Origin of the sequence: Photobacterium sp. GSS17 (genome assembly GCF_028621875.1) — a bacterium.
In the GTDB taxonomy this organism is placed as follows: Bacteria; Pseudomonadota; Gammaproteobacteria; order Enterobacterales; family Vibrionaceae; genus Photobacterium; species Photobacterium ganghwense.
Genome location: NZ_CP117517.1, coordinates 3309164 through 3332885, shown reverse-complemented (window position 1 = coordinate 3332885; position 23722 = coordinate 3309164). Strand labels below are relative to the sequence as shown.

At 54.7% G+C, this 23722-nt stretch carries 22 protein-coding genes; 17 read left to right on the top strand and 5 right to left on the bottom strand.

The window, feature by feature from the left end:
• Positions 1-182 precede the first annotated feature (182 nt).
• The 3 genes from PGW97_RS15235 to PGW97_RS15225 all read right to left on the bottom strand — a co-directional run bounded on the left by PGW97_RS15235 (position 183) and on the right by PGW97_RS15225 (position 2897).
• Complete coding sequence (locus PGW97_RS15235; RefSeq protein ID WP_273857651.1) at positions 183-476, bottom strand: DUF3624 domain-containing protein; 294 nt, start codon at positions 474-476, stop codon at positions 183-185.
• Between the two features lie 167 nt (positions 477-643).
• A complete protein-coding gene (locus PGW97_RS15230; protein ID WP_217392187.1) occupies positions 644-2095 on the bottom strand; it encodes a dihydrolipoyl dehydrogenase in 1452 nt (483 codons plus the stop codon).
• A gap of 73 nt (positions 2096-2168) precedes the next feature.
• The gene (locus tag PGW97_RS15225; protein WP_047887164.1) at positions 2169-2897 is read right to left on the bottom strand and encodes a glutathione peroxidase; all 729 of its coding nucleotides are present in this window, start codon (positions 2895-2897) and stop codon (positions 2169-2171) included.
• Between the two features lie 168 nt (positions 2898-3065).
• Between PGW97_RS15225 and oxyR the strand changes: the two genes are divergently transcribed.
• Entirely contained in the window at positions 3066-3968 is a 903-nt protein-coding gene (gene oxyR / locus PGW97_RS15220; protein WP_217392188.1) for a DNA-binding transcriptional regulator OxyR, read from the top strand.
• Between the two features lie 254 nt (positions 3969-4222).
• Here the strand turns inward: oxyR and PGW97_RS15215 are convergent, their stop codons facing one another.
• Positions 4223-6772: a penicillin-binding protein 1A gene (locus tag PGW97_RS15215; RefSeq protein ID WP_273857648.1), complete on the bottom strand. Its 2550-nt coding sequence runs from the start codon at positions 6770-6772 to the stop codon at positions 4223-4225.
• A gap of 146 nt (positions 6773-6918) precedes the next feature.
• Between PGW97_RS15215 and pilM the strand changes: the two genes are divergently transcribed.
• The 9 genes from pilM (at position 6919) to PGW97_RS15170 (ending at position 15648) form a co-directional block, all read left to right on the top strand.
• Positions 6919-7920 (top strand): type IV pilus biogenesis protein PilM, encoded by a 1002-nt coding sequence (gene pilM, locus PGW97_RS15210; protein ID WP_273857647.1) that lies wholly within the window; start codon positions 6919-6921, stop codon positions 7918-7920.
• Complete coding sequence (locus PGW97_RS15205) at positions 7917-8495, top strand: PilN domain-containing protein (RefSeq protein ID WP_047887160.1); 579 nt, start codon at positions 7917-7919, stop codon at positions 8493-8495. The genes pilM and PGW97_RS15205 overlap by 4 nt, the downstream gene beginning before the upstream one ends.
• Positions 8488-9078: a type 4a pilus biogenesis protein PilO gene (locus tag PGW97_RS15200; protein ID WP_273857644.1), complete on the top strand. Its 591-nt coding sequence runs from the start codon at positions 8488-8490 to the stop codon at positions 9076-9078. Before PGW97_RS15205 ends, PGW97_RS15200 begins: the two co-directional genes overlap by 8 nt.
• A complete protein-coding gene (locus PGW97_RS15195) occupies positions 9075-9605 on the top strand; it encodes a pilus assembly protein PilP (protein WP_047887158.1) in 531 nt (176 codons plus the stop codon). Before PGW97_RS15200 ends, PGW97_RS15195 begins: the two co-directional genes overlap by 4 nt.
• A gap of 84 nt (positions 9606-9689) precedes the next feature.
• Positions 9690-11357, top strand: a complete 1668-nt coding sequence (locus tag PGW97_RS15190; protein ID WP_047887157.1) for a type IV pilus secretin PilQ — start codon at positions 9690-9692, stop codon at positions 11355-11357.
• 213 nt (positions 11358-11570) lie between these two features.
• Positions 11571-12089 carry a shikimate kinase AroK gene (gene aroK / locus PGW97_RS15185; protein ID WP_047887156.1) on the top strand — a complete coding sequence of 173 codons (519 nt, stop codon included), beginning with the start codon at positions 11571-11573 and terminating at the stop codon, positions 12087-12089.
• A gap of 20 nt (positions 12090-12109) precedes the next feature.
• The gene (aroB, locus tag PGW97_RS15180; protein ID WP_273857641.1) at positions 12110-13192 is read left to right on the top strand and encodes a 3-dehydroquinate synthase; all 1083 of its coding nucleotides are present in this window, start codon (positions 12110-12112) and stop codon (positions 13190-13192) included.
• 9 nt (positions 13193-13201) lie between these two features.
• Positions 13202-14713, top strand: coding sequence for an AAA family ATPase (locus PGW97_RS15175; protein ID WP_273857640.1), 1512 nt, complete (start codon positions 13202-13204; stop codon positions 14711-14713).
• Between the two features lie 107 nt (positions 14714-14820).
• A complete protein-coding gene (locus PGW97_RS15170; protein ID WP_217391482.1) occupies positions 14821-15648 on the top strand; it encodes a Dam family site-specific DNA-(adenine-N6)-methyltransferase in 828 nt (275 codons plus the stop codon).
• 72 nt (positions 15649-15720) lie between these two features.
• Here the strand turns inward: PGW97_RS15170 and PGW97_RS15165 are convergent, their stop codons facing one another.
• Positions 15721-15990, bottom strand: coding sequence for a DUF2970 domain-containing protein (locus PGW97_RS15165; protein ID WP_273857637.1), 270 nt, complete (start codon positions 15988-15990; stop codon positions 15721-15723).
• Between the two features lie 225 nt (positions 15991-16215).
• Between PGW97_RS15165 and rpe the strand changes: the two genes are divergently transcribed.
• From rpe to astD, 7 genes are all read left to right on the top strand, one after another.
• Entirely contained in the window at positions 16216-16890 is a 675-nt protein-coding gene (rpe, locus tag PGW97_RS15160) for a ribulose-phosphate 3-epimerase (RefSeq protein WP_047887151.1), read from the top strand.
• Positions 16890-17579: a phosphoglycolate phosphatase gene (locus PGW97_RS15155; protein ID WP_047887150.1), complete on the top strand. Its 690-nt coding sequence runs from the start codon at positions 16890-16892 to the stop codon at positions 17577-17579. Before rpe ends, PGW97_RS15155 begins: the two co-directional genes overlap by 1 nt.
• An 89-nt stretch (positions 17580-17668) precedes the next feature.
• Entirely contained in the window at positions 17669-18685 is a 1017-nt protein-coding gene (gene trpS, locus PGW97_RS15150; RefSeq protein ID WP_047887149.1) for a tryptophan--tRNA ligase, read from the top strand.
• A gap of 214 nt (positions 18686-18899) precedes the next feature.
• Entirely contained in the window at positions 18900-19481 is a 582-nt protein-coding gene (locus PGW97_RS15145) for an aminodeoxychorismate/anthranilate synthase component II (protein WP_273857633.1), read from the top strand.
• Positions 19482-19882: 401 nt separating this feature from the next.
• A complete protein-coding gene (locus tag PGW97_RS15140; protein WP_217391477.1) occupies positions 19883-21097 on the top strand; it encodes an aspartate aminotransferase family protein in 1215 nt (404 codons plus the stop codon).
• A gap of 119 nt (positions 21098-21216) precedes the next feature.
• On the top strand, positions 21217-22227 hold the full coding sequence (gene astA, locus PGW97_RS15135; protein ID WP_047887146.1) for an arginine N-succinyltransferase: 1011 nt from the start codon (positions 21217-21219) through the stop codon (positions 22225-22227).
• 11 nt (positions 22228-22238) lie between these two features.
• Positions 22239-23696, top strand: a complete 1458-nt coding sequence (gene astD / locus PGW97_RS15130; RefSeq protein WP_047887145.1) for a succinylglutamate-semialdehyde dehydrogenase — start codon at positions 22239-22241, stop codon at positions 23694-23696.
• Positions 23697-23722 lie beyond the last annotated feature (26 nt).

Genomic DNA, 23722 nt, shown 5'->3' with positions numbered 1-23722 from the left:
ACCACACCCGGCCTTTGTGCCGGGTGTTTTTTTGGTGTGGTTTGTGGGTATGAGTGATCGGCGGGTTTAACGCCAGCCCGGGAGCCGCGTATTTCTCGCCCTTTGGCCTATATTCTCTCATCGCTCACACTCATCTATCAACAGTCACAGCTGCGCCCGGAATTGCACTTGCTGGTCAGGATTCAGGGATGATCGTTGTCTGGTCGTGGCGTTGGGGGTGTACGTGGAGAGGCAGCGTGCCGGGATGCCGCACGGTGTAGTTGGCGGGCCCGAACTCCGTGTGCCAGCAGCAACAGGCTGAAACCGCTGGCTGCGACCAGCAGAGTAATGGCATTCAGGGTATGCGGGGTCTCGCGGTACAGCAGCCACCAGGCCAGCCAGCTGAGCGGCGCCAGCACTGACAACTGCACCATGCACCGGCGACAGCGGCCCAGTTTCTGGAAAAACACGGATGAGCGGCACGGTTGGCAGGCCATGCTGAGTCCTTACAGTGGTAATCGGAAAGCAAAATCCTAGCACTTGGCAACGTGCTGGGAAAGCGATGTCGGGATGGCTGGGGGATTGAGGCAGAACCCGGAACGAAAAAAGCCCTCCGTCAGGAGGGCGTGTCGGTAGTGCAAGAATATTGCAGGAGAGAGGGGGATTAACAGCCCGGACCGCAGTCCAGACAGTGCTTAATCATTTCAGGTCCCAGGTGCAGCTTGGCATTCAGGTCACGCAGGGCGGTACGAACTCCTTCCTCGATAACCGGATGGTAGAACGGCATGTCCAGCATCTGGGCAATGGTCATCTTGTTCTGGTGCGCCCAGGCCAGCAGGTGTGCCAGGTGCTCTGCGTTAGGACCCATCATTTCAGCGCCCAGGAAGCGGCCGGTACCGTGTTCGCCGTACACATGTAGCATCCCTTTGTTGCGCAGCATGACGCGGGAGCGGCCCTGATTTTCAAATGAAACTTCACCGGTTTCGAAACAGCCGCAGTTACCCAGGCGGTTGCTGATTTCGCGGTATGTTTCGCCAACCATTGCAATTTGCGGGTCGGAGAACACGGCAGAGATTTTCGAGCGACGCAGACCGGCGCGGATATCCGGAAAGCGACCAGCGTTGTCACCGGCAATACGGCCTTGATCTGCTGCTTCATGCAGCAGGGGGAGCTGGTTGCTGGCATCGCCTGCGATGAAAATCGAAGCCACAGATGTTTGTAGGGTGTAGTAATCCGCCATCGGGACGCCGCGCTGATCCAGCTCCAGATCCGTGTTCTCAATAGCCAGTTTGTCAACGTTTGGACGGCGGCCGGTCGCTGCCAGCACATAGTCCACGGTGATGGTGTCCAGGATGCCTTCTTTATTCAGGTACTGGATTTCCACGCTGTCGCCGATGCGCTTCATGCTTTCGACTTTAACGTCAGCGTCCAGATAAAACTCTTCATTAAAGGCTTTATCGGCGTAAGCCATGATTGCCGGATCAGTCAGTGGGCCGACCTGGCCACCCAGGCCAAACATCACGACTTCCACGCCCAGGCGTTTCAGTGCCTGGCCCAGTTCCAGACCAATGACGCCAGGCCCGAACACGGCCACTGACTGTGGCAGGTCATCCCACTCGAACACATCATCGTTGATGATCAGGCGATCGCCCAGCTCATTCCAGACTGCCGGGTAGGCAGGACGGGAGCCGGTGGCAATCACAATACGCTCGGCATGAATCAGGGTGTGGTCATCGACCTGTAGGGTATTGTTATCGATAAATTTGGCATAACCGGCAATTTTGTCTTCTGCCGGGATTTCATCCACCCCTTCCAGAACGAAGCCAACGAAACGGTCACGTTCACGCTTCACGCGGTCCATGACTTCACGACCATTGATGTGGATTTCACCTTGCGGGTAAACACCAAAAGCCGGGGCTTTTTCGATCTGGTGAACGCTTTCCGCTGCGGCAATCAGCAGTTTGGACGGCATACAGCCGACGCGGGCACAGGTGGTACCGTAAGGGCCGCCTTCAATCATGACGACATGCGGGGTGTGTGCTTTCGCCGCACGGTATGCGCCCAGTCCGGCAGTGCCTCCGCCGATAACAGCAACATCAACATTCAGGGTTTTCATAACATCTCTCCAATCAAATCTTGCCTGTCGGGCCCGTCGCGGCGGGCCCTGTTATCTTTGTAGGGGGCGCGATTTAGCCCAGGTACGCTTCCAGCTCTTCGCTGCCGCCGATGTGTTTACCACCGATAAATACCTGAGGCACAGTGCTGCGGCCGGTGACTGCGCGCAGAGATACGGTAGTCGCATCTTTACCCAGAATCACTTCTTCAAACTGCAGGCCTTTATCGATCAGGTTCTGCTTAGCTTTGGCACAGAACGGACAACCTGGCTTGGTGAACACTGAAATGGACTCCTGCAGCTGGACGCTCGGGGCGATGTATTTCAGCATAGTATCTGCATCAGAGACTTTGAACGGGTCTCCCGGCTCTTGGTTCTCGATGAACATTTTTTCAATCACGCCGTTCTTCACCAGCATGCTGTAGCGCCATGAACGCGGCCCAAAGCCCAGCTCTTCTTTCTCAACCAGCATCCCCATGCCTTTCGAGAACTCACCGTTACCGTCCGGGATGAACGTGATGTTGTCTGCTTCCTGATCGGCTTTCCACGCGTTCATCACAAACGTATCGTTCACAGAGACACACAGAATGTCATCAACACCGTGCTCAGCAAACACCGATGCCAGCTCGTTGTAGCGCGGCAGGTGGCTGGATGAACACGTTGGCGTGAACGCACCCGGCAGGCTGAAAACAATCACGGTTTTGTTGGCAAACAGATCCTGAGTCGTGACATCTACCCACTGGTCGCCTTGGCGAGTGTGGAACGTGACTTGTGGGACTGCGTGACCTTCTTTTGCTACGAACATAATTCTTATCCTTTTGTTTCAATCAGTAATGAGTGGTTATTGCAACCGGAGACTTATGCATTTGCTTGCTCCCTGTTGATGTGATGATTATGTGTTTTTGCGCTTGATAGTTCTAATCGTTTGCTGCTATGGTTTTGATAGTTTTTATCTATTGATTGGTGGTGAGCGATGAACATCCGCGATCTGGAGTATCTGGTTGCGCTTTCAGAGCATAAGCATTTTCGTAAGGCGGCTGAGGCCTGCTTTGTCAGCCAGCCCACCCTGAGCGGTCAAATCCGCAAGCTGGAAGATGAGCTGGGGGTTATTCTGCTGGAGCGAACCAGTCGCAAGGTACTGTTTACGGATGCCGGACTCAGCCTGGTGGCGCAGGCACAAAAGGTTTTGCTGGAAATAAAGGTGCTGACCGAGCTGGCCAGCCAGCAGGGCGGAAGCATGACCGGACCGCTGCATATCGGGTTTATCCCGACGGTCGGACCGTACCTGTTGCCGCTGATTATTCCGCATATCAAGGCGCAGTTTCCGGAACTGGAGTTGTTCCTGCACGAAGCACAGACTCATCAGTTGGTGCAGCAGCTGGAAGAAGGCAAGCTTGACTGTATCGTGCTGGCGGCGGTGAAAGAGTCGGAACCCTTTATCGAACTGCCGTTGTATCACGAACCGATGGTGCTGGCAGTCCCGGAAGATCACCCGTGGGCCGGGCAGGAGAGCCTGGCGATGGACAAGCTGAATGGTTCGACACTGCTGATGCTGGGTGACGGGCACTGTTTGCGGGATCAGGCGATGGGCTTCTGCTTTGCCGCCGGAGCGGCGGAAGACGGCAGTTTCAAGGCGACCAGCCTGGAAACCCTGCGCAATATGGTGGCGGCCGGCAGCGGGATTACCCTGTTGCCTAAGCTTGCCACTCCGAGTGAACGGCAGCGGGATGGAGTGTGCTACCTGCGGGCGGAAGATCCGGTGCCAAGCCGGTTGATCACACTGGCGTACCGGCCAGGGTCACCGCTCAAGGAGCGTTATGAGAAGCTGGCTGAGCTGATTCAGCAGCACATTGCCGCCAGCCATAATCTCTCCTGAGCCGCTGTGGTGCCCGCTGTGATGTCCGCTATGGTATATACGTAGTGTCTTGAGTTGTGATGCCCGAAGTTGTGATGTCTGTAGGCGCGGTATCTGTAGTGACAACCAGACCTCACAACAGGCTAAGTGGTCGCCGGTAAACTATCGGTCGCAGCGGGTCACAGGTGGAAAGAATCAGAAGCCGAGAATAAAAAAGAGCGCCTTGCGGCGCTCTTTGTCGTTGCGGGATTCGCTTAGTACGAATCGGAGCTGGGTCAGAACAGCTCGTCAGAGGCGTCGGACTCGAAAATGCCTTCTGAGGCGGTATCGCTGACCATTTCTTTCGGCTCGGTGCCTTCTTCGAAGTACTCAAACATTGACGACGCATCATTGCGGTTGCTGAGCTTGCCGCTTTCACGGTCAATCCGAACCTGAACAATATCGTCCGGCAGCTCTTTGCGCTGCTCCGGCACATCTTCCAGCGCCTTCTGCATGAATGCAATCCAGGCCGGCTGGGCGGTTTTCGCCCCTGCTTCGGTGCCTGAGGTCTGCTCTTTGCTCATGTTGTTGTTCCAGGCTACTTTACCCAGCTCACGGCTGTGCTTGTCAAAGCCCACCCAGACCGTAGCCACAATACCCGGCCCGAAGCCAGCGTACCATGCATCTTTTGAATCGTTAGTGGTACCGGTTTTACCGCCGATATCACGGCGTTTCAGCACCTGCCCACGCCAGCCGGTGCCGTTCCAGCCGCTGCCGTTGCGCCAGTCGCCGCCACCCCAGATGTTGCTTTCCAGCATTTCACGAACCAGGAAGGCGTTCTGCTCGGTGATCACCTGCGGTGCGAAGTGCGATGTCGGATCTTCCGGGCTGGTGTAGCCATCGTCGTTGCTCAGGGTCTCTTCACTCAGCGCAATGCCTTGCAGCACAGCACTGGTTGGCGCCGGCGCGGAAGCGGTCTGGCTGACCTGCTCGCGGCGGCAGGATTTGTTACAGGCCAGGCTTGGTGCTGCTTCGTACACGACATTGCCATAGGCATCTTCCACCCGCTCAATAAAGTACGGCTGCACGTAGTAGCCACCGTTGGCAAACACCGAGAAACCTTGTGCCATCTCCAGCGGGGTCAGGCTGCCAGCACCCAGCGCCAGCGGCTCCGCGCGAGGCAGATCTTTGCGTTTGAAACCGAAGCGGGTCAGGTAGCTGATGGTTTCATCCAGGCCGACACTTTGCAGCACGCGAACGGCCATCACGTTTTTCGACTGAGCCAGACCAATACGCAGGCGGGTAGGGCCGTTGTAGGTCGGTGGCGAGTTCTTCGGACGCCATGCGGTGCCCATGCTCTGATCCCAACGGTTAATCGGCGCGTCGTTGACCAATGTGGCCAGCGTCATGCCGTTATCCAGACCGGCAGAATAGATGAACGGTTTGATGCTCGAGCCCACCTGACGGACAGACTGTGTGGCACGGTTGAACTTGCTGTGCGTGAAGTTAAACCCGCCGACCATCGCTTTGACGGCTCCGTCCTGAGGCGATACCGCCACAAATGCTGTGTTGGCTTCCGGTACCTGACTCAGCACCCAATGCTCGTCTTTAGGCTGCACCCAGATCTGCTGACCGGCTGCCAGAATTTCCGTGGCCGAACGTGGCGCGCTGCCCTGGCGGTTGTCACTGATGAATTTACGCGCCCACTTCACACCGTCCCAGTCGAGGGTATGCTGGGCACCGTCTTTGGCAATGACCGCCGCCGATTTGGCGTCGACCTGGGTCACGACCGCCGGCATGAGATCGCCGTAAGTTGGTTGCTTGGCCAGGTGATCAAGAATTTGGGTCTGGGTCCAGGCCTGCTCGCCCTGTTTCCACAGTGTGGCTTCCGCTCCCCGGTAACCGTGGCGCTGATCGTATTCCATCAGGTTGTTGATCGCTGCTTGCTGGGCGGCGGCCTGCAGTTTCGGATCAACGGTGGTGTAAATGCGCATCCCGGAGGTGTAGGCATCTTCGCCGTAGCGGTTCACCATCCAGGCACGGGCCTGCTCGGCAAAGTACGGAGCACTCAGTTCGATTTCTGCCCCGTGGTAGCGGGATTTAATCGGTTCATTGCGGGCCTGATCGTATTCTGACTGGCTGATGTAGCCTTCCGCCAGCATCCGGCTCAGTACCACATTGCGGCGGTGAGTTGCTCGGTCCAGCGAGTAGATCGGGTTCATGGTCGACGGCGCTTTCGGCAGGCCGGCGATTGTTGCGATTTCACTCAGGGTCAGCTGGCCGACCTCTTTACCAAAGTAAACCTGTGCGGCAGCACCGACACCGTATGCACGGTAGCCGAGGTAAATCTTGTTGAGGTACAGCTCTAGGATCTCATCTTTGCTCAGCAGTTGCTCAATGTGTACGGCGATAAAAATCTCTTTCACCTTACGCATGATCTTCTTCTCGTTCGACAGGAAGAAGTTACGGGCAAGCTGCTGAGTAATGGTACTAGCCCCTTGCTTGGCACTGCCGGAAACCGCGACCACGAAGGCGGCCCGTGCGATACCGATCGGGTCAACACCCGGGTGCTCGTAGTAACGGCTGTCTTCGGTCGCGATGACCGCATTGATCATCTGCTGCGGGATCTCATTAAGAGAAAGAGGGATGCGACGCTTTTCGCCAAATTGGGAAATGAGTTTACCGTCGTGACTGAAAACTTGCATAGGTGTTTGTAATTCAACATTTTTCAGTGTCGCAACATCCGGTAACTCTGGTTTTACATAGAGGTAAAAACCAAAAATTGTAGTGACTCCAAGAATTATGCAAATTATTGCAAGTATAAGTAATCGCTTTATGAACTTCACTTGAGATTTCCCGTTACACCAACATTTCAGCGTTCAATAACTTAGCACCAATAGTATAAAGATAACGCTCAAAAATTAACGCTATAACCTGGTGTTTAAATAAATAACTTAGTTTGCTTTTCCGCTTACAGGGAGCATAGCACGGTATGTTTCGAAACCCACTCACTATTGGGATTGATATTGGTCATCACAGCATTAAGGCTGTTGTTTTGCGACAGAAGAAGACCTCGCTGGAACTGGCGGCTTTTGCCGAGGAGGTGCTGCCGACATCGGTGATCAATGAGCAGCATAGCGTGAATGCCCCGGGGTTGTTGTCAGCGATGCGTAAATTAAAAAAGCAGCTGCCGTTTGCTGCCCGTCACACGGTTTTGGCATTGCCGGACAGTGCCGTGATCAGCAAGGTGGTCCAGCTCGACAGTAACCTCAGCGATGAAGAGACGGTGTTTGCCATTGAGCAGGCCATGAGCGCGGCGTCACCGTTTCCGGTGGATGAGCTGCGGATGGACTTTTTCCCGGTCAACACGGACACCTTTGCCGTTGCCGGTCAGACCCGGCCGTATCAGGTCTTTGCCGCCCGGCGGGAAACCGTGGACAGCCGGGTTGATGCCCTGCGTAAAGTACGGCTTCAGCCCAAAGTGGTGGAGTTGCAGACCCATGCCCTGTTGTGGCTGGAGCAGTATCTGGCGGAACAGCTGGCTGTCGAAGGGCAGTGGGGAGTGGTGGATGTCGGTCAGCGGCGGACCGCATTTTGTGTCAACCCCGTTGGCGGCACTGCCTACCACCGCGAACTGGCATTCGGCTGTGAACAGTTTGCCCCTCGCAGTGATGAGCCCTCGCTGGAAGCCCTGTCGCCGGAGCAAATGGAAGTTTTTACTAAGCAGTTGGTCGACAATCTCAAACGGCAGTTGCAGCTGTATCAATCCACCCATCCCCGCGCAACGCTGCAGGGAGTCTGGCTCAGTGGTGGCGGCCAGAGCTGGGTGGTGGCCGATATCGTAGAACGTATGCTGGGACTGGAAGTGCGCTGGATGCACCCGCTGGCTTCATTTAACCGAGGACCCAAAATGGATGCCGAAATTGAACAAGGCAGTCTGGGACAATATGCCGTTGCGGCTGGTCTGGCCATACGGGGAGGACAACCGACATGATAGCCAAGCTGAATTTACTGCCTTGGCGTGAAGAAAAGAAACGGCTTCATCGTCAGCGTTTTGTTGGCCTGCTGGCCGCCTCTGCGGTAGCGGCGGCATTCGTGGTCCTGGGCGCGGGGAGTTTCATTGAGCGCCAGCAATCTATCCAGCACGCTCGCAACGCGCAAATCCAGCAGGAAATTCAGGCTCTTGAACACAAGCTGGCCATGCTGCCGGAAATGGATCGTCAGCGCGAGGCCCTAGTGCAGCGGCTGGCGGTGATCACCGACATTCAGAAAGGGCGCAACCACGTCACCCGGCTGATGAGCCTGATGCCGGGTATCGTGCCGCAGGGCGTGTATCTGGATGGGGTGTCTATGACCGGCAGTCTGGTCAAACTGGGCGGCGCAGGGGATTCCAATGGTCGCCTGGCAACCCTGCTGTCCAATGGCGAAACCTCGGAGTGGGTTGAGGATATAACCATGCACTCGATTGTAACCAAAACAGAAAAACAGAAGGAGCAAACTAACTTTAACGCTTCTTTTATTTTGCTGTCGCCGCCTCAGCGCACTGAAGAGGGAGGACGAGATGGCTGATTGGCAGGATCTGGAACTGGATGAAATGCTGGAATGGCCATTGCCCGCGCAGGGCGTGGTGGTGTTCTTGGTGGCGTGCGTGGTCGCGGCGCTGGGTTACTGGTACTGGATCATCCCGATGCAGGACGAGTTGGAAGGGTTGAAGCAGCAGGAGACCAGCTTGCGTCAGGATTTAATCCGGCGGGCCAACCAGGTGGCAGCCCTGCCGAAAGTGCAGGCGCAGGTTGAAGCGCTGCAGGCGCAATATCAGCAGGTTATTCGTCAGCTACCGGAAGAGCAGGAACTGGCCAGCCTACTGGCTGATGTGAATGACATTGGGGTGCGTAACGGGCTGTCTTTCCAGCGGATTGAGTGGGCTCCCCGGATTGATCATCCATTGTATATCGAATTGCCGATCAGCATCGAGCTGACCGGGGAATATGAAGACATCGGCAAGTTTGCCGAAGAGATTGCCAGCTTGTCGCGAATTGTGTCACTGAAAGATATTGATTTAAAAAGAATTGAAGAACAGCAGGAATTGCTGAGGCTGAAAGTGTCGGCCACGACCTATCGCTTCAAAGCACCGGCCAAGGAGCGCGCATGAACCTGAAATGGAGTGTGTGCAGCCTGTGCCTGTTGCTGGTGGGGTGTCAGGCCAATGATGATTCGATCGCGCAGTTTATCAACCAAACCCATCAACAGGCACAGGCAACCGTTGAGCCTTTGCTGGAGCAGCCAACGTTTGTCGCAGAAGCATTTGTCATGACCAGTCCGCGTTCACCGTTTATTCGTCCTCGGCCAGAACAAAGCGACATGCTTGCAGGTGACGGCGCCTGTTGGCAGCCGGATGAGCGGACCAACCGCTCCGCGCTGGAAAGTTACCCGATTGAACAGCTCAGTATGCGTGGAGTGATGGGAGATACCAAACAGTTGTGGGCATTGATATATACCCCTGAGGGCAAGCTGGTCAAAGTACGGGAAGGGCACTTCCTCGGGCTGAATCATGGCCGGGTATTGTCGGTGAGTCCGAAGAGCATCGATGTAGAAGAAGTATTACCGGATGGCGAAGGGTGCTGGCTGAAGCGGCCAATCAAACTCACCCTGGCGCAGCAAGCAGAAAAAGCAGTTTAAAAAGAGAAGTAGCAGGATATGGCAAGGAAGGCATTGCAAGTCAGTAAATGGGGATGGAGCAGAACGCTCCATTGGGGCGGGCTGATGTTATGGGCCCTGATGCAAAGTTCAGTCTCATTTGCTGCCGCAGAAAACCGAATTCAGGCAATCGACTTTACACGCAGTACGGCCGGGCACGGGGTCCTGAAAGTCGATCTGGCAAACGCCCGTTCCGTGGTCGATATGCGCCGGGCTGGCGAGAAGCTGTATGTTGATGTGCATGACACGGAGATTCCGGAGGACATGATTTATACCCTCGACGTGAAAGAGTTCGCGACCCGGGTACAAACCATCGAAACCTTCCGAACCGAGCGGGGGGTGCGTTTGGTGCTCTCAATGAACGGCACTTATGCCTATGACTACACCAGCAAGGATAAAGTGCTGACGGTGACCGTCGAGAAAGTGGCAAAACCAAGCTCAGCCAAGGCCGCGCCGTCATCGATTTCTTATAACAGCAAACCCATCTCTATCAACTTCCAGGATGTGCCAGTGCGAAACGTGCTGCAGCTGATCGCTGAGTACAACGATTTCAACCTGGTGGTCTCGGATTCGGTGCAGGGCAACCTGACGCTGCGGTTGGACGACGTACCATGGAAGCAGGTGCTGGATATCATTTTGAAATCCAAAGGGCTGGACAAGCGTGAACAGGGCAGTGTGGTCATGATTGCCCCGAAAGAAGAGCTGGCGCGAGAAGAGCAGAAGCAGCTGGAGTCGAAGCGTAAAGAAGAGGAACTGGCTTCACTGCGCTCGGAGATTATCCAGATTAACTACGCCAAGGCATCGGAGCTGGGCGAGCTGCTGCAGGGCAGCGGTGAAGGGGTGAGCATGTTGTCACCGCGTGGCTCACTGCATATTGATGAACGAACTAACTCTCTGATCATTAATGATATTGCTGAAAGTCTGGCGAATATCCGCGATATCGTGACGGCGCTCGATATCCCAGTGCAGCAGGTCCAAATTGAAGCCCGGGTGGTCACGGTGAACGAAGGTGATATTGACGAGTTGGGGGTTCGCTGGGGGATGCTGAGTCGTAATGGCAACAATACGATCGGTAGCTCCATTGAAGGCAATTTGGTGTCGGAAGGGCTGCTTGATCTGGCAGATAACCGGGTGGATCAGGTCGGGGATTTCCTCAATGTTAATTTGGGAGCCACCAAAGCGGGGGCGTCAAGCATCGCTTTCCAGGTCGCCAAAATCGGCGATGTGTTACTGGATCTGGAATTATCGGCCCTGCAGGCGGAGCAGAAAGCGGAAATCATTTCCAGTCCGCGCCTGATGACCACCAATAAAAAAATGGCCTATATCGAGCAGGGAACCGAAATTCCGTACTTGGAAGCATCATCCAGCGGCGCGGTATCGGTGGGCTTTAAAAAGGCCGTGCTCAGTCTGATGGTGACCCCGCAGATTACTCCGGACGGCAAGCTGGTGCTGGATTTGGTCGTTACCCAGGATAAGAAGGGGGATGTCGTAAAAACCGGGACCGGCGAAGCGATTGCGATTGATACCCAGCGTATCGGGACCCAGGTTCTGGTTGAAAATGGCGAGACCGTTGTTTTGGGGGGAATCTACCAGCATTCGCTGACAAACATGGTGCGTAAAGTGCCATTGCTGGGGGATTTACCGGTATTAGGCGCCTTGTTCCGCCATAAGCTGGAAGAGCTGGGCAAGCGTGAATTGCTGATTTTTGTGACGCCAAAGATTATTAATCAATAGGTTACCCCCATTGTTGACGGCGCCGCTACCTGGCTTAGCGGTGCCGACTCGGAATTAATCCCCCTCTAGCTATTGCCAAAAGAGGCTTTGTCCTGAGATAATTTTCGGTCTTAATCACGAATTAAAAGTGAGGAAGTTGGCGCCTCGGGCTTCATTTTGAAATAAGCCTGCGGGCGGTGTCGTTTTATTAACCGCGCGTAAATATTGCTAAACATGGCTGAAAAACGAAATATTTTCCTGGTCGGCCCAATGGGTGCCGGCAAAAGTACTATCGGTAGACACCTTGCACAGCAACTGCACATGGAATTCTTCGATTCTGACACTGAAATCGAGCAACGTACCGGTGCAGACATCAGCTGGGTATTTGATGTAGAAGGTGAAGATGGTTTCCGTGCTCGTGAAGAGAGCGTAATTGACGATCTGTCTCAGAAGCAGGGTATTGTCCTGGCGACGGGTGGTGGTTCGGTCAAGAGTAAGGAGAGCCGTAATCGTCTGTCTGCTCGTGGTATTGTTGTGTACCTGGAGACGACTATCGAAAAACAGCTTGCTCGTACTCAGCGCGATAAAAAGCGTCCTCTGCTTCAGACAGATACACCACGTGAAGTGCTGGAAGCACTTGCAGAAGAGCGCAATCCATTGTATGAAGAAGTAGCTGACTATGTAGTACGCACTGATGATCAGAGTGCTAAAGTGGTCGCGAACGAAATCATTAAAATGCTAGATGAGCGCTAATTCAATATAGAGAGCTGGCCATGGAACGGATCAACGTCAACCTTGGTGACAGAAGTTACCCAATCTCCATCGGCGCCGAGTTATTTGATAACCCGGCGCTCTTTTCCTCTGCCATTCCGGCAGGCCGACGTGTTGTCGTGGTCAGCAATGAAACGGTAGCCCCGCTCTATGCCGAGCAGGTGATCGGGACTATCCGTTCACTTCCTTGCGAAGTGTCCCTGCTGTCTTTAGCAGACGGTGAGCAGTACAAGACCCTTGATACCCTGAACCAAATCATGACTTTCCTGCTGGAAGGCAACTACGGGCGCGATGTGATCATCGTGGCGCTGGGTGGCGGTGTGATTGGTGACGTGGTGGGCTTTGCCGCATCCTGCTATCACCGCGGGGTCGATTTCATTCAGGTGCCAACAACGCTGCTTTCCCAGGTTGATTCTTCGGTGGGCGGTAAAACCGCGGTGAACCACCCGCTGGGCAAAAACATGATCGGGGCGTTTTATCAGCCGAAAGCCGTAGTGATTGACACTCACTGCCTGCGTACTCTGCCGGAGCGGGAATTTGCTGCGGGGATGGCGGAAGTGATCAAATACGGCATCATCGCGGATGCTGAATTTTTTACTTGGCTGGAAGAGAACGTGGAGCGCCTGCAGGCACTGGATACGGAAGCGCTGGGCTATGCCATTGCCCGTTGCTGTCAGATCAAAGCTGATGTCGTGGCTGCCGATGAGAAAGAATCCGGTGTGCGTGCCCTGCTGAATCTGGGCCATACTTTTGGCCATGCGATTGAAGCGGAAATGGGCTACGGTAACTGGCTCCATGGTGAAGCCGTGGCTGCCGGTACGGTTCAGGCTGCCCGTACGGCCCAGATCCAAGGGCTGATGAGCGAGCAGGATGTCGAGCGTATTATCCGTCTGTTGGAGCGAGCGAACCTGCCGGTTTCTGGCCCGCAGGGGATGGATTTTGACGCGTACCGTAAACACATGATGCGTGACAAAAAAGTGCTGGCGGGACAGTTGCGCCTGATTCTGCCAACCGGTATCGGTCAGGCTGAGGTCGTCGCGGGAGTACCTGAAGACGTGCTTCGTCGCGCGATTCAGGTTGCGTAACGATTTTCTATGAGTGCTGCGCTGCACCTCTCATCGTTGGACCTGGACTCCCAGGTCCAGTTGCTTTCCCGCTTACAGTTTCTTACCCGATTCAGTTCCCACCTTGTTCAAGTCACCGGCCCTGAGGGGGCAGGTAAAACCTGGCTGTCACAGCGTTATCTGGAGCACTGGGCGGATGCCGTACATCAGGCTCTGCTGATTTGTCATTCGAACCAAACAGACAGTCAGCATCGTCATTTTATCCTGCAGCAATTGGCACCCCGGGCGGTATTTAATGATCAGGATCCGTTGCAGGACAGTATCGAGCGCATTCTGGGCCACAGCCCGCTGAATGCCCTGATTGTGGTGGATGATGCTCATTTGCTGAGTCCGGTGCTGGTTGCCGAGTTATGGGCTCTGGTTCAGCAGGCAGCGCAGTTGCCCGGTTGGCAGGTCAATGTGGTGTTATTCAGTGTGCCGGGGCGATTAAATAAATCCCTGAGCCAGGTGTCCCATGGTCAAGCTGGTGCGCCGCTGGAGCTGGAAATCAGCCCGTTGGCGGAACCGGAAGTACAGACGTTTGTCGAAGTCATGGTTGCCGATGAGCCGCTGGATGCCCAGGGGCGACGCTGGTACCGAGAACAGGCTGCCCGTTGCCTGCCGCTACCGGGCGAACTTATCAAGCTGGAAGCCGAAGGGAGTTGTGACATGGAAACACAAGATGCACGCCGTTTATCACCCACTGTTATGCTGGTTGCGCTGATTGTTCTGATTGCGGCAGGTACGGCCTGGGTATTCTGGCCGGCTTCGTCACCGGAATCGGAGCGTCAGGCGCTTCCGCTGGATAATGCTGTGATGGTGCCGTTGTCAGACACCCCAGTGACAGAGCGTCCGGTTATCGAGGATGACAGTCAGAACCTGCCGCCGGAAGTCGCCTCTGAAGGGCTGACCGTCGGTCGCAGTGACGGGCAGCAACGTGTTGTCGTCCCGGCGGAGGTGGTGGATGCTATGCTGGATGAGCAGTCACTGGGTGGTTCCGGCGAGCAAGCCGTCGCCGACAACCAGGCCAGATTGCAGCCTGCATTGCCGGAAGGTGCAGTTGCGAGTCAGTCGACACAGGTCGCGTCACCATCGGTACCGACAGCGACAACTTCAGAAGCTTCGGCGCCTGACCAGAATGTTTCCGATGCCAAGCCTGAAGCTAAGCAGGCGGCAGTCCGTCAGCCTGCCAGCCCGACAATCAAGGAACGCGGCCATCAACTGCGTGCCGTTCCGGCGTCCCATTACGCCTTGCAATTGGCGGCCATGCACAGCATGACAGCGGCGAACCAGTTTTTGGCTGACTATCAGGTGGCGAATCTGGCGACTGTGTATCAGACCCGCCGCAGCGGAGAAATCTGGTATATCGTGGTAGCGGGCAATTATCCGAATGTGGCAGCGGCCCGTCGTGCCGTACAGCAGTTGCCGGCTAAAGTGCAAGGCGTGCAGCCGTGGGTAAAATCTTACCGGCAAATTCATCAGGAGATGGATCGGGCAAATTAAGCGGCCCCGATTGGGAGATATTTCCCCTCCAGCGGTATCAGAAACCGTATGAAATGGTGTACAATCCGCCACCTTTCGAAACAAAGTCGGTATTGGTGGTTAGCTGAATGAAAAAGCATCGTGCATTCCTGAAATGGGCTGGGGGAAAATATTCTCTGGTTGAGGAGATAAAGCACCGCCTGCCGCCTGCACGTAAACTGGTTGAACCTTTTGTGGGCGCCGGCTCGGTTTTTCTTAATACTGACTACGAGCAGTACCTGCTGGCAGACATCAATCCCGATCTGATCAACCTGTACAATATCCTGAAAACCCAGCCTGAGCAGTATGTCAAAGACAGCAAAGCCCTGTTTACGCCGGAGTACAACAAAAAAGGGGCGTATCTGGAGATCCGCGCGACATTCAACGCGACTCGCGATCCTTACCTGCGTTCCCTGTATTTTCTGTATATGAACCGCCACGGTTTTAATGGGTTGTGCCGCTACAATAAGCAGGGCGGTTTCAATGTCCCGTTTGGTTCCTACAAACGTCCGTACTTTCCGGAAGAGGAAATGTTTGTGTTTGCAGAGAAAGCCAAGCGCGCGATGTTTGTCTGCGAAGGCTACCAGCAGACTTTTTCTCGTGCCCGCAAAGGCAGCGTGATTTATTGTGATCCGCCGTATGCACCGCTGTCGACGACGGCGAACTTTACCTCGTATGCCGGTAATGGATTTAGTCTCGATGATCAGGCGGCCCTGGCCGATGTGGCTGAACGAGCCGCCACAGAGCGTCAGATCCCGGTCCTGATTTCCAATCACGACACCACGCTGACCCGTCGCCTGTATCACGGGGCCGACCTGTCCGTGGTCAAGGTCAAGCGCACCATTAGCCGTAATGGCAGTGGCCGCAACAAGGTCGATGAGTTGCTGGCCCTGTTTAAACCGACGACCGAAAGCTGACCCTTGCCTGAGGGGCCTGCTTTGTGTTCCTCATACCGACTTCCTCAAACTCAGCGTCATAGCGCCACGGTATCAGGCACTGACCCACTGACTGATCGCGATCAGAATCGCAACAAACAGCGCAATCGCCACCACTCCGGCCACAATAAACGGCAGGGGGTTGGGCTGATTGAAGTCGATTTCACGGTTGCGCTCTGACTGTATCCCAAACAGGGCACCGGCAATGCTCTTGCACAAATTCGGCGAGCGATGAGCCCTCGGTGGCTGGTCACGGGATGACGGCGGCTGGGTTTCTGTCTGGGTTGCTACCTGAGTGGGTGCGGTCGATTTCGTTTTTGTCATTGCTTCGTCCTTAGTTTTATTTCGTCCTTTTTTGGCCTCGTCCTTAGCATTATTGCCTCCTGACTGACGTTCCCCTGAATGCGACCTCTTCTTTAGTGTAGTGCCTTGTGCAGATTGTTTCGGCGAATCCGGTAAGGCAATTGTGGTAAGACAACACTGCCTGGATCGGGTAGAATTGCGCCAATTTCCGATATCGTTTTCGTAAATACCGTATAGAGGCTGAACATGAAGGATTTTTTGATCGCTCCATCTATCTTGTCTGCTGACTTTGCCCGTCTGGGGGAAGATGTTGAGAAGGTGCTGGCAGCGGGTGCGGATGTTGTGCACTTTGATGTGATGGATAACCACTACGTGCCTAACCTGACGTTCGGTGCGCCGATCTGTAAAGCACTGCGTGATTACGGTATTACGGCCCCGATTGATGTTCACCTGATGGTGAAACCGGTTGACCGCATCATTCCGGACTTTGCCAAAGCCGGTGCGACCATGATCACCGTGCACGCCGAAGCGACAGAGCACCTGGATCGCACCCTGCAGCTGATCAAAGAGCACGGCTGTCAGGCCGGTGTGGTGTTTAACCCGGCGACTCCGCTGCACTACTTGGACTACATCATGGATAAAGTGGACATGATTCTGCTGATGTCGGTCAACCCGGGCTTTGGCGGCCAGTCTTTCATCCCGGCCACGCTGGACAAGCTGCGTGAGGTGCGTAAACGCATCGATGCGACTGGCCGTACTATTCGCCTGGAAATTGATGGCGGCGTCAAGGTCGAAAACATCCGTGAAATTGCCGAAGCGGGTGCCGACATGTTTGTGGCAGGCTCGGCGATTTTCGGCCAGCCCGATTACAAAGCTGTGATTGATGAAATGCGCGCCGAGCTGGCGAAGGTGGCTCGTTAATGACGCAGTTCAACGACATTAAGTTCATCGCATTTGATCTGGACGGTACGTTGCTTGACAGCGTTCCGGATCTGGCTGATGCGGCGGAAAAAACCATGCAGGCGCTGGGACGTCCTTCAGTGACCGCCGAGCAGGTTACGACCTGGATTGGCAACGGTGCCGATATTCTGATTGGCCGTTGCCTGAGCCAGTCTCTGGACATCGACCCCGAGTTGGATCCGGCCCTGCACCGGGACGCACGTCAGCTGTTTGATCGCTTCTACGAAGAGGGCGGTCATCAGAAAAGTGCCCTGTACCCGGGCGTTAAAGAGACCCTGGCTGCGTTTCATGCTGCCGGTGTCCCGATGGCCATCGTCACCAATAAACCGGCGCAGTTCGTGCCTCATCTGCTGGAAGAGCACGGTATTGCCGGCTTCTTTGTGGACGTCATTGGCGGCGATACCTTCCCGAAGAAAAAACCGGATCCGTTTGCCCTGCACTGGTTGATGGAAAAACATCAGCTGGCAGCCCGCGATATGCTGATGGTCGGTGACTCGCGCAATGACATTCTGGCAGCTAAAGCAGCCACATGTTATGTTGTCGGTCTGACATATGGTTACAACTACGGCCAGCCAATCAGTGCCAGTGATCCCGATATTGTGCTGGATCACTTTAGCCAGCTGGCAGAAGTGGTTACACTAGGCAGCTAGTACAGTCAGCTGCCCTGACTGATCCCCGTTTTGATTTTAACAGCGGCCTCTGGCCGCTGCTTACTTGAGTGACATAGGATAATCTCATCATGACCAAACCCATTGTATTGAGTGGCGTCCAGCCTTCAGGCGAATTGAGTATCGGTAACTATCTGGGTGCGCTGCGTCAGTGGGAACAGATGCAGGATGATTATGATTGCCAGTACTGTGTGGTTGACCTGCACGCGATTACTGTCCGTCAGGATCCGAACGAGCTGCGTGAAGCGACCCTGGATGCGCTGGCAGTGTGTCTGGCGGTCGGTGTTGATCCGAAGAAAAGTACGCTGTTTGTGCAGTCCCATGTACCTGAGCACGCACAACTTGGCTGGTTGCTGAACTGCTACACCCAGATGGGTGAGCTGAGCCGCATGACCCAGTTCAAAGACAAGTCGCAGCGCCACGCGAATGATGTCAATGTGGGTCTGTTTGACTACCCGGTGCTGATGGCGGCCGATATCCTGCTGTACGGTGCCAACCAAGTGCCGGTGGGCAGTGACCAGAAACAGCACTTGGAGTTGGCGCGTGATATCGCGGTGCGCTTCAACAACATCTATACGCCGGATAACCCGATTTTCACCGTGCCTGAGCCTTACATCCCAACGGTTAATGCCCGCGTGATGAGTCTGCAGGACGCGACCAAGAAAATGTCGAAATCGGATGATAACCGTAAGAACGTGATCACCCTGCTGGAAGACCCGAAATCGATCCTGAAGAAGATCAATAAGGCCCAGACCGACACGGAAACACCGCCGCGTATTGCGCATGACATCGAGAACAAGGCCGGTATTTCTAACCTGATGGGCCTGTACTCGGCCGCGACTGGGATGAGTTTTGCTGAGATTGAAGCAAAATACCAGGGCGTGGAAATGTACGGTCCGTTCAAGAAGGATGTGGGTGAAGCTGTTGTGGCGATGCTGGAGCCAATTCAGGCTGAGTACCAGCGTATTCGTGAAGATCGCGCATACCTGGATGCTGTGATGAAAGCCGGTGCTGAAAAAGCCTCTGCCCGAGCGGCGGTGACGCTGAAAAAAGCTTTCGAAGCCGTAGGCTTTGTCGCTCGCCCGTAAGAGGCGTGCGGCGTAAGCTGGTAAGTGGTAGTGTGTCAGCCGGTATTGTGAATCAGCACCATGATTGTCAGTACCACGCTGATAAGTACCAGAGTTAATCAGTACCAGAATTAAGAAGAACCGGCCACTGGCCGGTTTTTTTTGGCCAAACCTTGCCTTTCTCCCTCTCTGCTGCACAATAGGCGCCTGAATTTTTCAGGGAGCTGATGTACCCATGCTGTTGATGATCGACAATTACGATTCTTTTACCTACAACCTTTACCAGTACTTCTGTGAGCTGGGGGCGGAAGTGAAAGTGGTGCGCAATGATGAAATCGACATCGCCGGGATTGAAGCACTGGCTCCGACGCACCTGGTGATCTCGCCGGGCCCCTGTACCCCGAATGAAGCCGGGATCTCGCTGGCGGCGATTCACCACTTCGCTGGTCAACTGCCGATTCTCGGGGTTTGCCTGGGGCACCAGTCGATTGCGCAGGTGTTTGGCGGCGATGTGGTCCGTGCCCGTCAGGTGATGCACGGTAAAACGTCCCCGGTGGTTCATACCAACCGCAGCGTGTTTGTTGGTCTTAACAACCCATTGACCGTCACCCGTTATCATTCCCTGGTGGTGAAAGCCGAGACTCTGCCGGATTGTTTTGAAATTACGGCCTGGACTGAACGTGACGGCCAACGGGATGAAATCATGGGAATTGCGCACAAATCACTGCCCATTGAAGGGGTTCAGTTTCATCCGGAAAGCATTCTGACCGAGCAGGGGCATCAGCTGCTGGCGAACTTTCTCAGTCGTAAGGTCTGATTATTTTGCCTAGGTAGCATTTTCTGCTGCCTGTTTCCCTTGATTTTCTCCCAAACAGGTTTTTTGTAGTTTTGTCGCACAAAAAACCTTGCTGTTCCCCGCCTCAAATGACGCCTTCGGCGCGATCTTTGTCACCTTTTTTAACATTTGCTTATTTTTTTCAACGCCAAGTGCGGAGAAAGATTATGCAAATATTGACCTCTGTCGCGATTTATTTCCTCGCAGGAAAAACACTTTTCCGCGCATAGGCCTTAATAAGTTTTCCCAAGTAGCGCATAAATATGTCTGAGCCAGAGGAATTGCCAGTCAAATAGCGGGAATAAAAAAATTTTCTGCTATTGGAATTGGTTAATAAAATGTAAATACTATGCTTAGGGCAAAAATGATAGAAGGAAAAGATAATGGCAAAGGAACACAACGTAGATCGTCAGCTATTTGATGAGGTCATGGTGCCTTGTTACGCGCCTATGCAGATGATTCCTGTTAAAGGTAAAGGTTCTCGTGTCTGGGACCAGGACGATCGCGAATATGTCGATTTTGCCGGCGGTATTGCGGTTAGCTGTCTGGGTCACTGTCACCCAGTAATGGTCAATGCCCTGAAGGAGCAGGCCGATAAGCTATGGCATTTGAGTAATGTCATGACCAATGAGCCGGCTCTGCGTTTGGCTAAGCTGCTGACTGAGCACAGCTTTGCCGAGAAAGTCTTTTTCGCCAACTCCGGTGCGGAAGCCAACGAAGCGGCGCTGAAACTGGCGCGTCGTTATGCGGCAGATAAATTCGGTCCGGAAAAATCTGAAATTATTTCATTCAAACAAGGTTTCCACGGTCGTACGTTCTTTACCGTCACCGTTGGTGGTCAGGCGGCATACTCTGACGGTTTCGGTCCGAAGCCGGGTGATGTAACGCATCTGCCATACAACGACCTGGAAGCGTTGGCGAGCCACATCTCTGATCGCACGTGTGCGGTGATGATGGAACCGCTGCAGGGTGAAGGTGGCATTGTATCGCCAACGCCGGAATTTATTCAGGGTGTTCGTGAACTGTGTGACAAACACAACGCGCTGCTGGTGTTTGATGAAGTGCAGACCGGTAACGGCCGTACTGGTGATTTCTACGCGTACCAGGGCCTGGGCGTCACGCCGGACATCCTGAGCACGGCCAAGTCGCTGGGTGGCGGTTTCCCTATCGGTGCCATGCTGACGACTACCGAGCTGGCGCAACACATGAAGGTCGGGACACACGGTTCGACTTACGGCGGTAACCCACTGGCATGTGCAGTGGCAGAAGCGGTGGTGTCTGAAGTGACTAAACCGGAAGTCATGGCTGGCGTGAAACAGCGTGAGCAATGGTTCCGTGACGGTCTGGCTGCCATCAATGCCAAATACCCAATCTTCGCGGAAGTGCGTGGTAAAGGCCTGCTGCTGGGTGCGGCACTGACAGAAGAGTGGCAAGGTCGCGCACGTGATGTGCTGCTGGCTGCAGGTGAAGAAGGCCTGATGATTCTGGTCGCCGGTGCCAACGTTGTGCGCTTCACACCGTCTTTGGTGATTGACAAAGCGGACATCGATGAAGGTATGGCTCGTCTGGAACGCGCTATCGCGAAAATCTACAAGTAATTCTGTAACACGCGTGCAGTGGTTGGCAGGAGCCTGGCCACTGCCAACCCGGCTTCGGCCGGGTTCAATTCTAATACGGTTCGCAGCGTGAGCTGCAACTCGCATCAGGAGGGAATTCGATGCTGGTTATACGTCCTATTACTGCCGCAGATCTGCCGGCGCTTTTGCAGTGTGCTGAAGAATCTGGCCACGGGTTTACTTCCCTGCCAGTGAATGAAGAGATCCTGGCAAACCGGATCAAGCATTCTGAACAAAGCTTTGCCAGTGAGGTAACGCACCCGGGGCCTGAAGGCTACCTGATGGTGGCAGAAGATACGGAAACCGGTGAAGTAGCGGGAACGACAGCGATTGAAGCTGCAGTCGGTCTGGACAACCCGTTTTACACCTATCACCTCAGCACCGTGGTGCATTCCTCTCGTCGTCTGAATGTTCATAATGTGGTTAAAGTACTGACTTTTGGTAATGACTATACCGGGGTTAGTGAGCTGTGCACCTTGTTCCTGCGTCCTGACTGGCGTCAGGGGCTCAATGGTCGCCTATTGTCCAAGTGCCGCTTCTTGATGCTGGCACAGCACCCAGAGCGCTTTGATAAAACGGTTATTGCCGAAATGCGCGGGGTTTCAGATGAGGAAGGTCACTCACCATTCTGGGAATGGCTGAAAGAGCACTTCTTCTCAATCGATTTCACACTGGCAGATTACCTGACTGGGATCGGCAAGAAAGGCTTTATCGCCGACTTGATGCCGAAGCTGCCAATTTACGTCAATCTGCTGAGTCCGGAAGCTCAGGCCGTTATTGGTGAGGTACATGAAAAAACTCGCCCGGCGCTGCGTCTGCTGGAGCAGGAAGGCTTTACCTGCAGGGGTTACGTGGACATCTTTGATGCCGGCCCAACGGTAGAATGTGATATTCGCAATATTGAATCGGTTCGCCATTCTAAGGTCTGCCAGGTCGAAATCGGCCAGCCAAGCGGTGACACTGACTGTATCGTCAGTAACACTTCGTTCAGTAACTTCCGTGCCGCAGTCGATAAAGTCGACGTCATGGATGGCGTGGCGGTGATTTCTGCCGAAATGGCAGCAGCGCTTCAGGTACAACAGGGAGATCAGGTACGCCTGATTGTCCAGTAAGGAGAACAATGATGACTCAATGGATCGCAGGCCGCTGGGTAGCGGGTGAAGGGGAAGCGATGCAGTCGCTGGACCCGTTTACAGGTAACGTGGTCTGGGAAGGCCGCGCGGCAACGGGTGAGCAGGTTGAGCAGGCGGTAGCCAGTGCGCGTCAGGCGCTGCTGAGCTGGCGTCATACCCCGTTTGCGGAGCGTCAGGCGATTGTCGAGCGTTTTGCTGAGCTGGTAAAAGAGAATGCAGAAGCGATTGCAACCGTGATCGCCGAAGAAACCGGTAAACCGCTATGGGAAACCCGCACCGAAGCTGGTGCGATGGTCGGCAAAATTGCCATTTCCCTGCGTGCTTACCACGAGCGTACCGGTGAAAAACAAAAAGATGTGGCGGGGACACAGGCTGTCCTGCGTCACCGTCCGCTGGGTGTTATGGCCGTATTCGGTCCTTACAACTTCCCGGGGCACCTGCCAAACGGTCACATCGTACCGGCGCTGCTGGCGGGGAATACCGTGGTGTTCAAACCGTCTGACCTGACGCCGAAAATCGCGGAAGAGACCATGAAACTGTGGCAACAGGCGGGTCTGCCAGCTGGCGTGCTCAACCTGGTTCAGGGTGCGCGAGCAACGGGTGAAGCGCTGGCAGGATCAAACGGGATTGATGGTCTGCTGTTTACCGGCAGTGCCAATACCGGCCACTTGCTGCACCGTCAGTTTGCTGGTCAGCCGGGCAAAATGCTGGCGCTGGAAATGGGCGGCAACAACCCGATGGTGATCTCCTCCCAGTATGGTGAGCTGGATGCAACCGTCTACACTATTATTCAGTCAGCGTTTATTAGTGCCGGTCAGCGTTGTACCTGTGCCCGTCGCCTGTACCTGCCGAAAGGGGAAGCTGGCGATGCCGTGTTGGCTCGTCTGATTGAAGTTGCCGGCAACATTAAAGTGGGTGGCCAGTTCGATGAGCCGGCACCGTTTATGGGGCCGCAGATTTCGGTTCAGGCCGCAGACAACATTATCCGTGCTCAGGCTAACCTGATTGAACTGGGTGGCAAACCGCTGCTGGAAGCGACTCGCGGCCAGGGCGCCGTGGTGACGCCGGGTATCATCGAAGTCAGTGATATTGCCGTGCTGCCGGATGAAGAATATTTCGGTCCGCTGCTGCAAGTGGCTCGCTATGATGATCTGGAGCAGGCGGTTGAGCTGGCAAACAACACCCGTTACGGCCTGTCTGCTGGTCTGGTTTCTACCGACGACAGCGAGTGGCAATACTTCATTGACCATATCCGTGCCGGTGTCGTGAACCGTAACCGTCAGCTGACGGGCGCAAGCGGTGATGCACCGTTCGGTGGTCCGGGGGCTTCGGGCAACCTGCGTCCAAGTGCGTACTACGCGGCAGACTACTGTGCCTACCCAATGGCATCAATGGAAGGCGACCACACTGAAGTTCCGGCGCAACTATCACCGGGGATCAGCCTGTAAATCCGGGCGCCTGAATTCACTTTAGT

Coding starts and splice junctions, on each gene's coding strand:
- astA (WP_047887146.1), top strand. CDS start 21,217: ATGCTGGTTATACGTCCTATTACTGCCGCAGATCTGCCGGCGCTTTTG.
- oxyR (WP_217392188.1), top strand. CDS start 3,066: ATGAACATCCGCGATCTGGAGTATCTGGTTGCGCTTTCAGAGCATAAG.
- aroB (WP_273857641.1), top strand. CDS start 12,110: ATGGAACGGATCAACGTCAACCTTGGTGACAGAAGTTACCCAATCTCC.
- PGW97_RS15235 (WP_273857651.1), bottom strand. CDS start 476: ATGGCCTGCCAACCGTGCCGCTCATCCGTGTTTTTCCAGAAACTGGGC.
- PGW97_RS15170 (WP_217391482.1), top strand. CDS start 14,821: ATGAAAAAGCATCGTGCATTCCTGAAATGGGCTGGGGGAAAATATTCT.
- trpS (WP_047887149.1), top strand. CDS start 17,669: ATGACCAAACCCATTGTATTGAGTGGCGTCCAGCCTTCAGGCGAATTG.
- PGW97_RS15140 (WP_217391477.1), top strand. CDS start 19,883: ATGGCAAAGGAACACAACGTAGATCGTCAGCTATTTGATGAGGTCATG.
- pilM (WP_273857647.1), top strand. CDS start 6,919: ATGTTTCGAAACCCACTCACTATTGGGATTGATATTGGTCATCACAGC.
- PGW97_RS15205 (WP_047887160.1), top strand. CDS start 7,917: ATGATAGCCAAGCTGAATTTACTGCCTTGGCGTGAAGAAAAGAAACGG.
- rpe (WP_047887151.1), top strand. CDS start 16,216: ATGAAGGATTTTTTGATCGCTCCATCTATCTTGTCTGCTGACTTTGCC.
- PGW97_RS15145 (WP_273857633.1), top strand. CDS start 18,900: ATGCTGTTGATGATCGACAATTACGATTCTTTTACCTACAACCTTTAC.
- PGW97_RS15155 (WP_047887150.1), top strand. CDS start 16,890: ATGACGCAGTTCAACGACATTAAGTTCATCGCATTTGATCTGGACGGT.
- astD (WP_047887145.1), top strand. CDS start 22,239: ATGACTCAATGGATCGCAGGCCGCTGGGTAGCGGGTGAAGGGGAAGCG.
- PGW97_RS15190 (WP_047887157.1), top strand. CDS start 9,690: ATGTTATGGGCCCTGATGCAAAGTTCAGTCTCATTTGCTGCCGCAGAA.
- PGW97_RS15175 (WP_273857640.1), top strand. CDS start 13,202: ATGAGTGCTGCGCTGCACCTCTCATCGTTGGACCTGGACTCCCAGGTC.
- PGW97_RS15200 (WP_273857644.1), top strand. CDS start 8,488: ATGGCTGATTGGCAGGATCTGGAACTGGATGAAATGCTGGAATGGCCA.
- PGW97_RS15225 (WP_047887164.1), bottom strand. CDS start 2,897: ATGTTCGTAGCAAAAGAAGGTCACGCAGTCCCACAAGTCACGTTCCAC.
- aroK (WP_047887156.1), top strand. CDS start 11,571: ATGGCTGAAAAACGAAATATTTTCCTGGTCGGCCCAATGGGTGCCGGC.
- PGW97_RS15165 (WP_273857637.1), bottom strand. CDS start 15,990: ATGACAAAAACGAAATCGACCGCACCCACTCAGGTAGCAACCCAGACA.
- PGW97_RS15230 (WP_217392187.1), bottom strand. CDS start 2,095: ATGAAAACCCTGAATGTTGATGTTGCTGTTATCGGCGGAGGCACTGCC.
- PGW97_RS15195 (WP_047887158.1), top strand. CDS start 9,075: ATGAACCTGAAATGGAGTGTGTGCAGCCTGTGCCTGTTGCTGGTGGGG.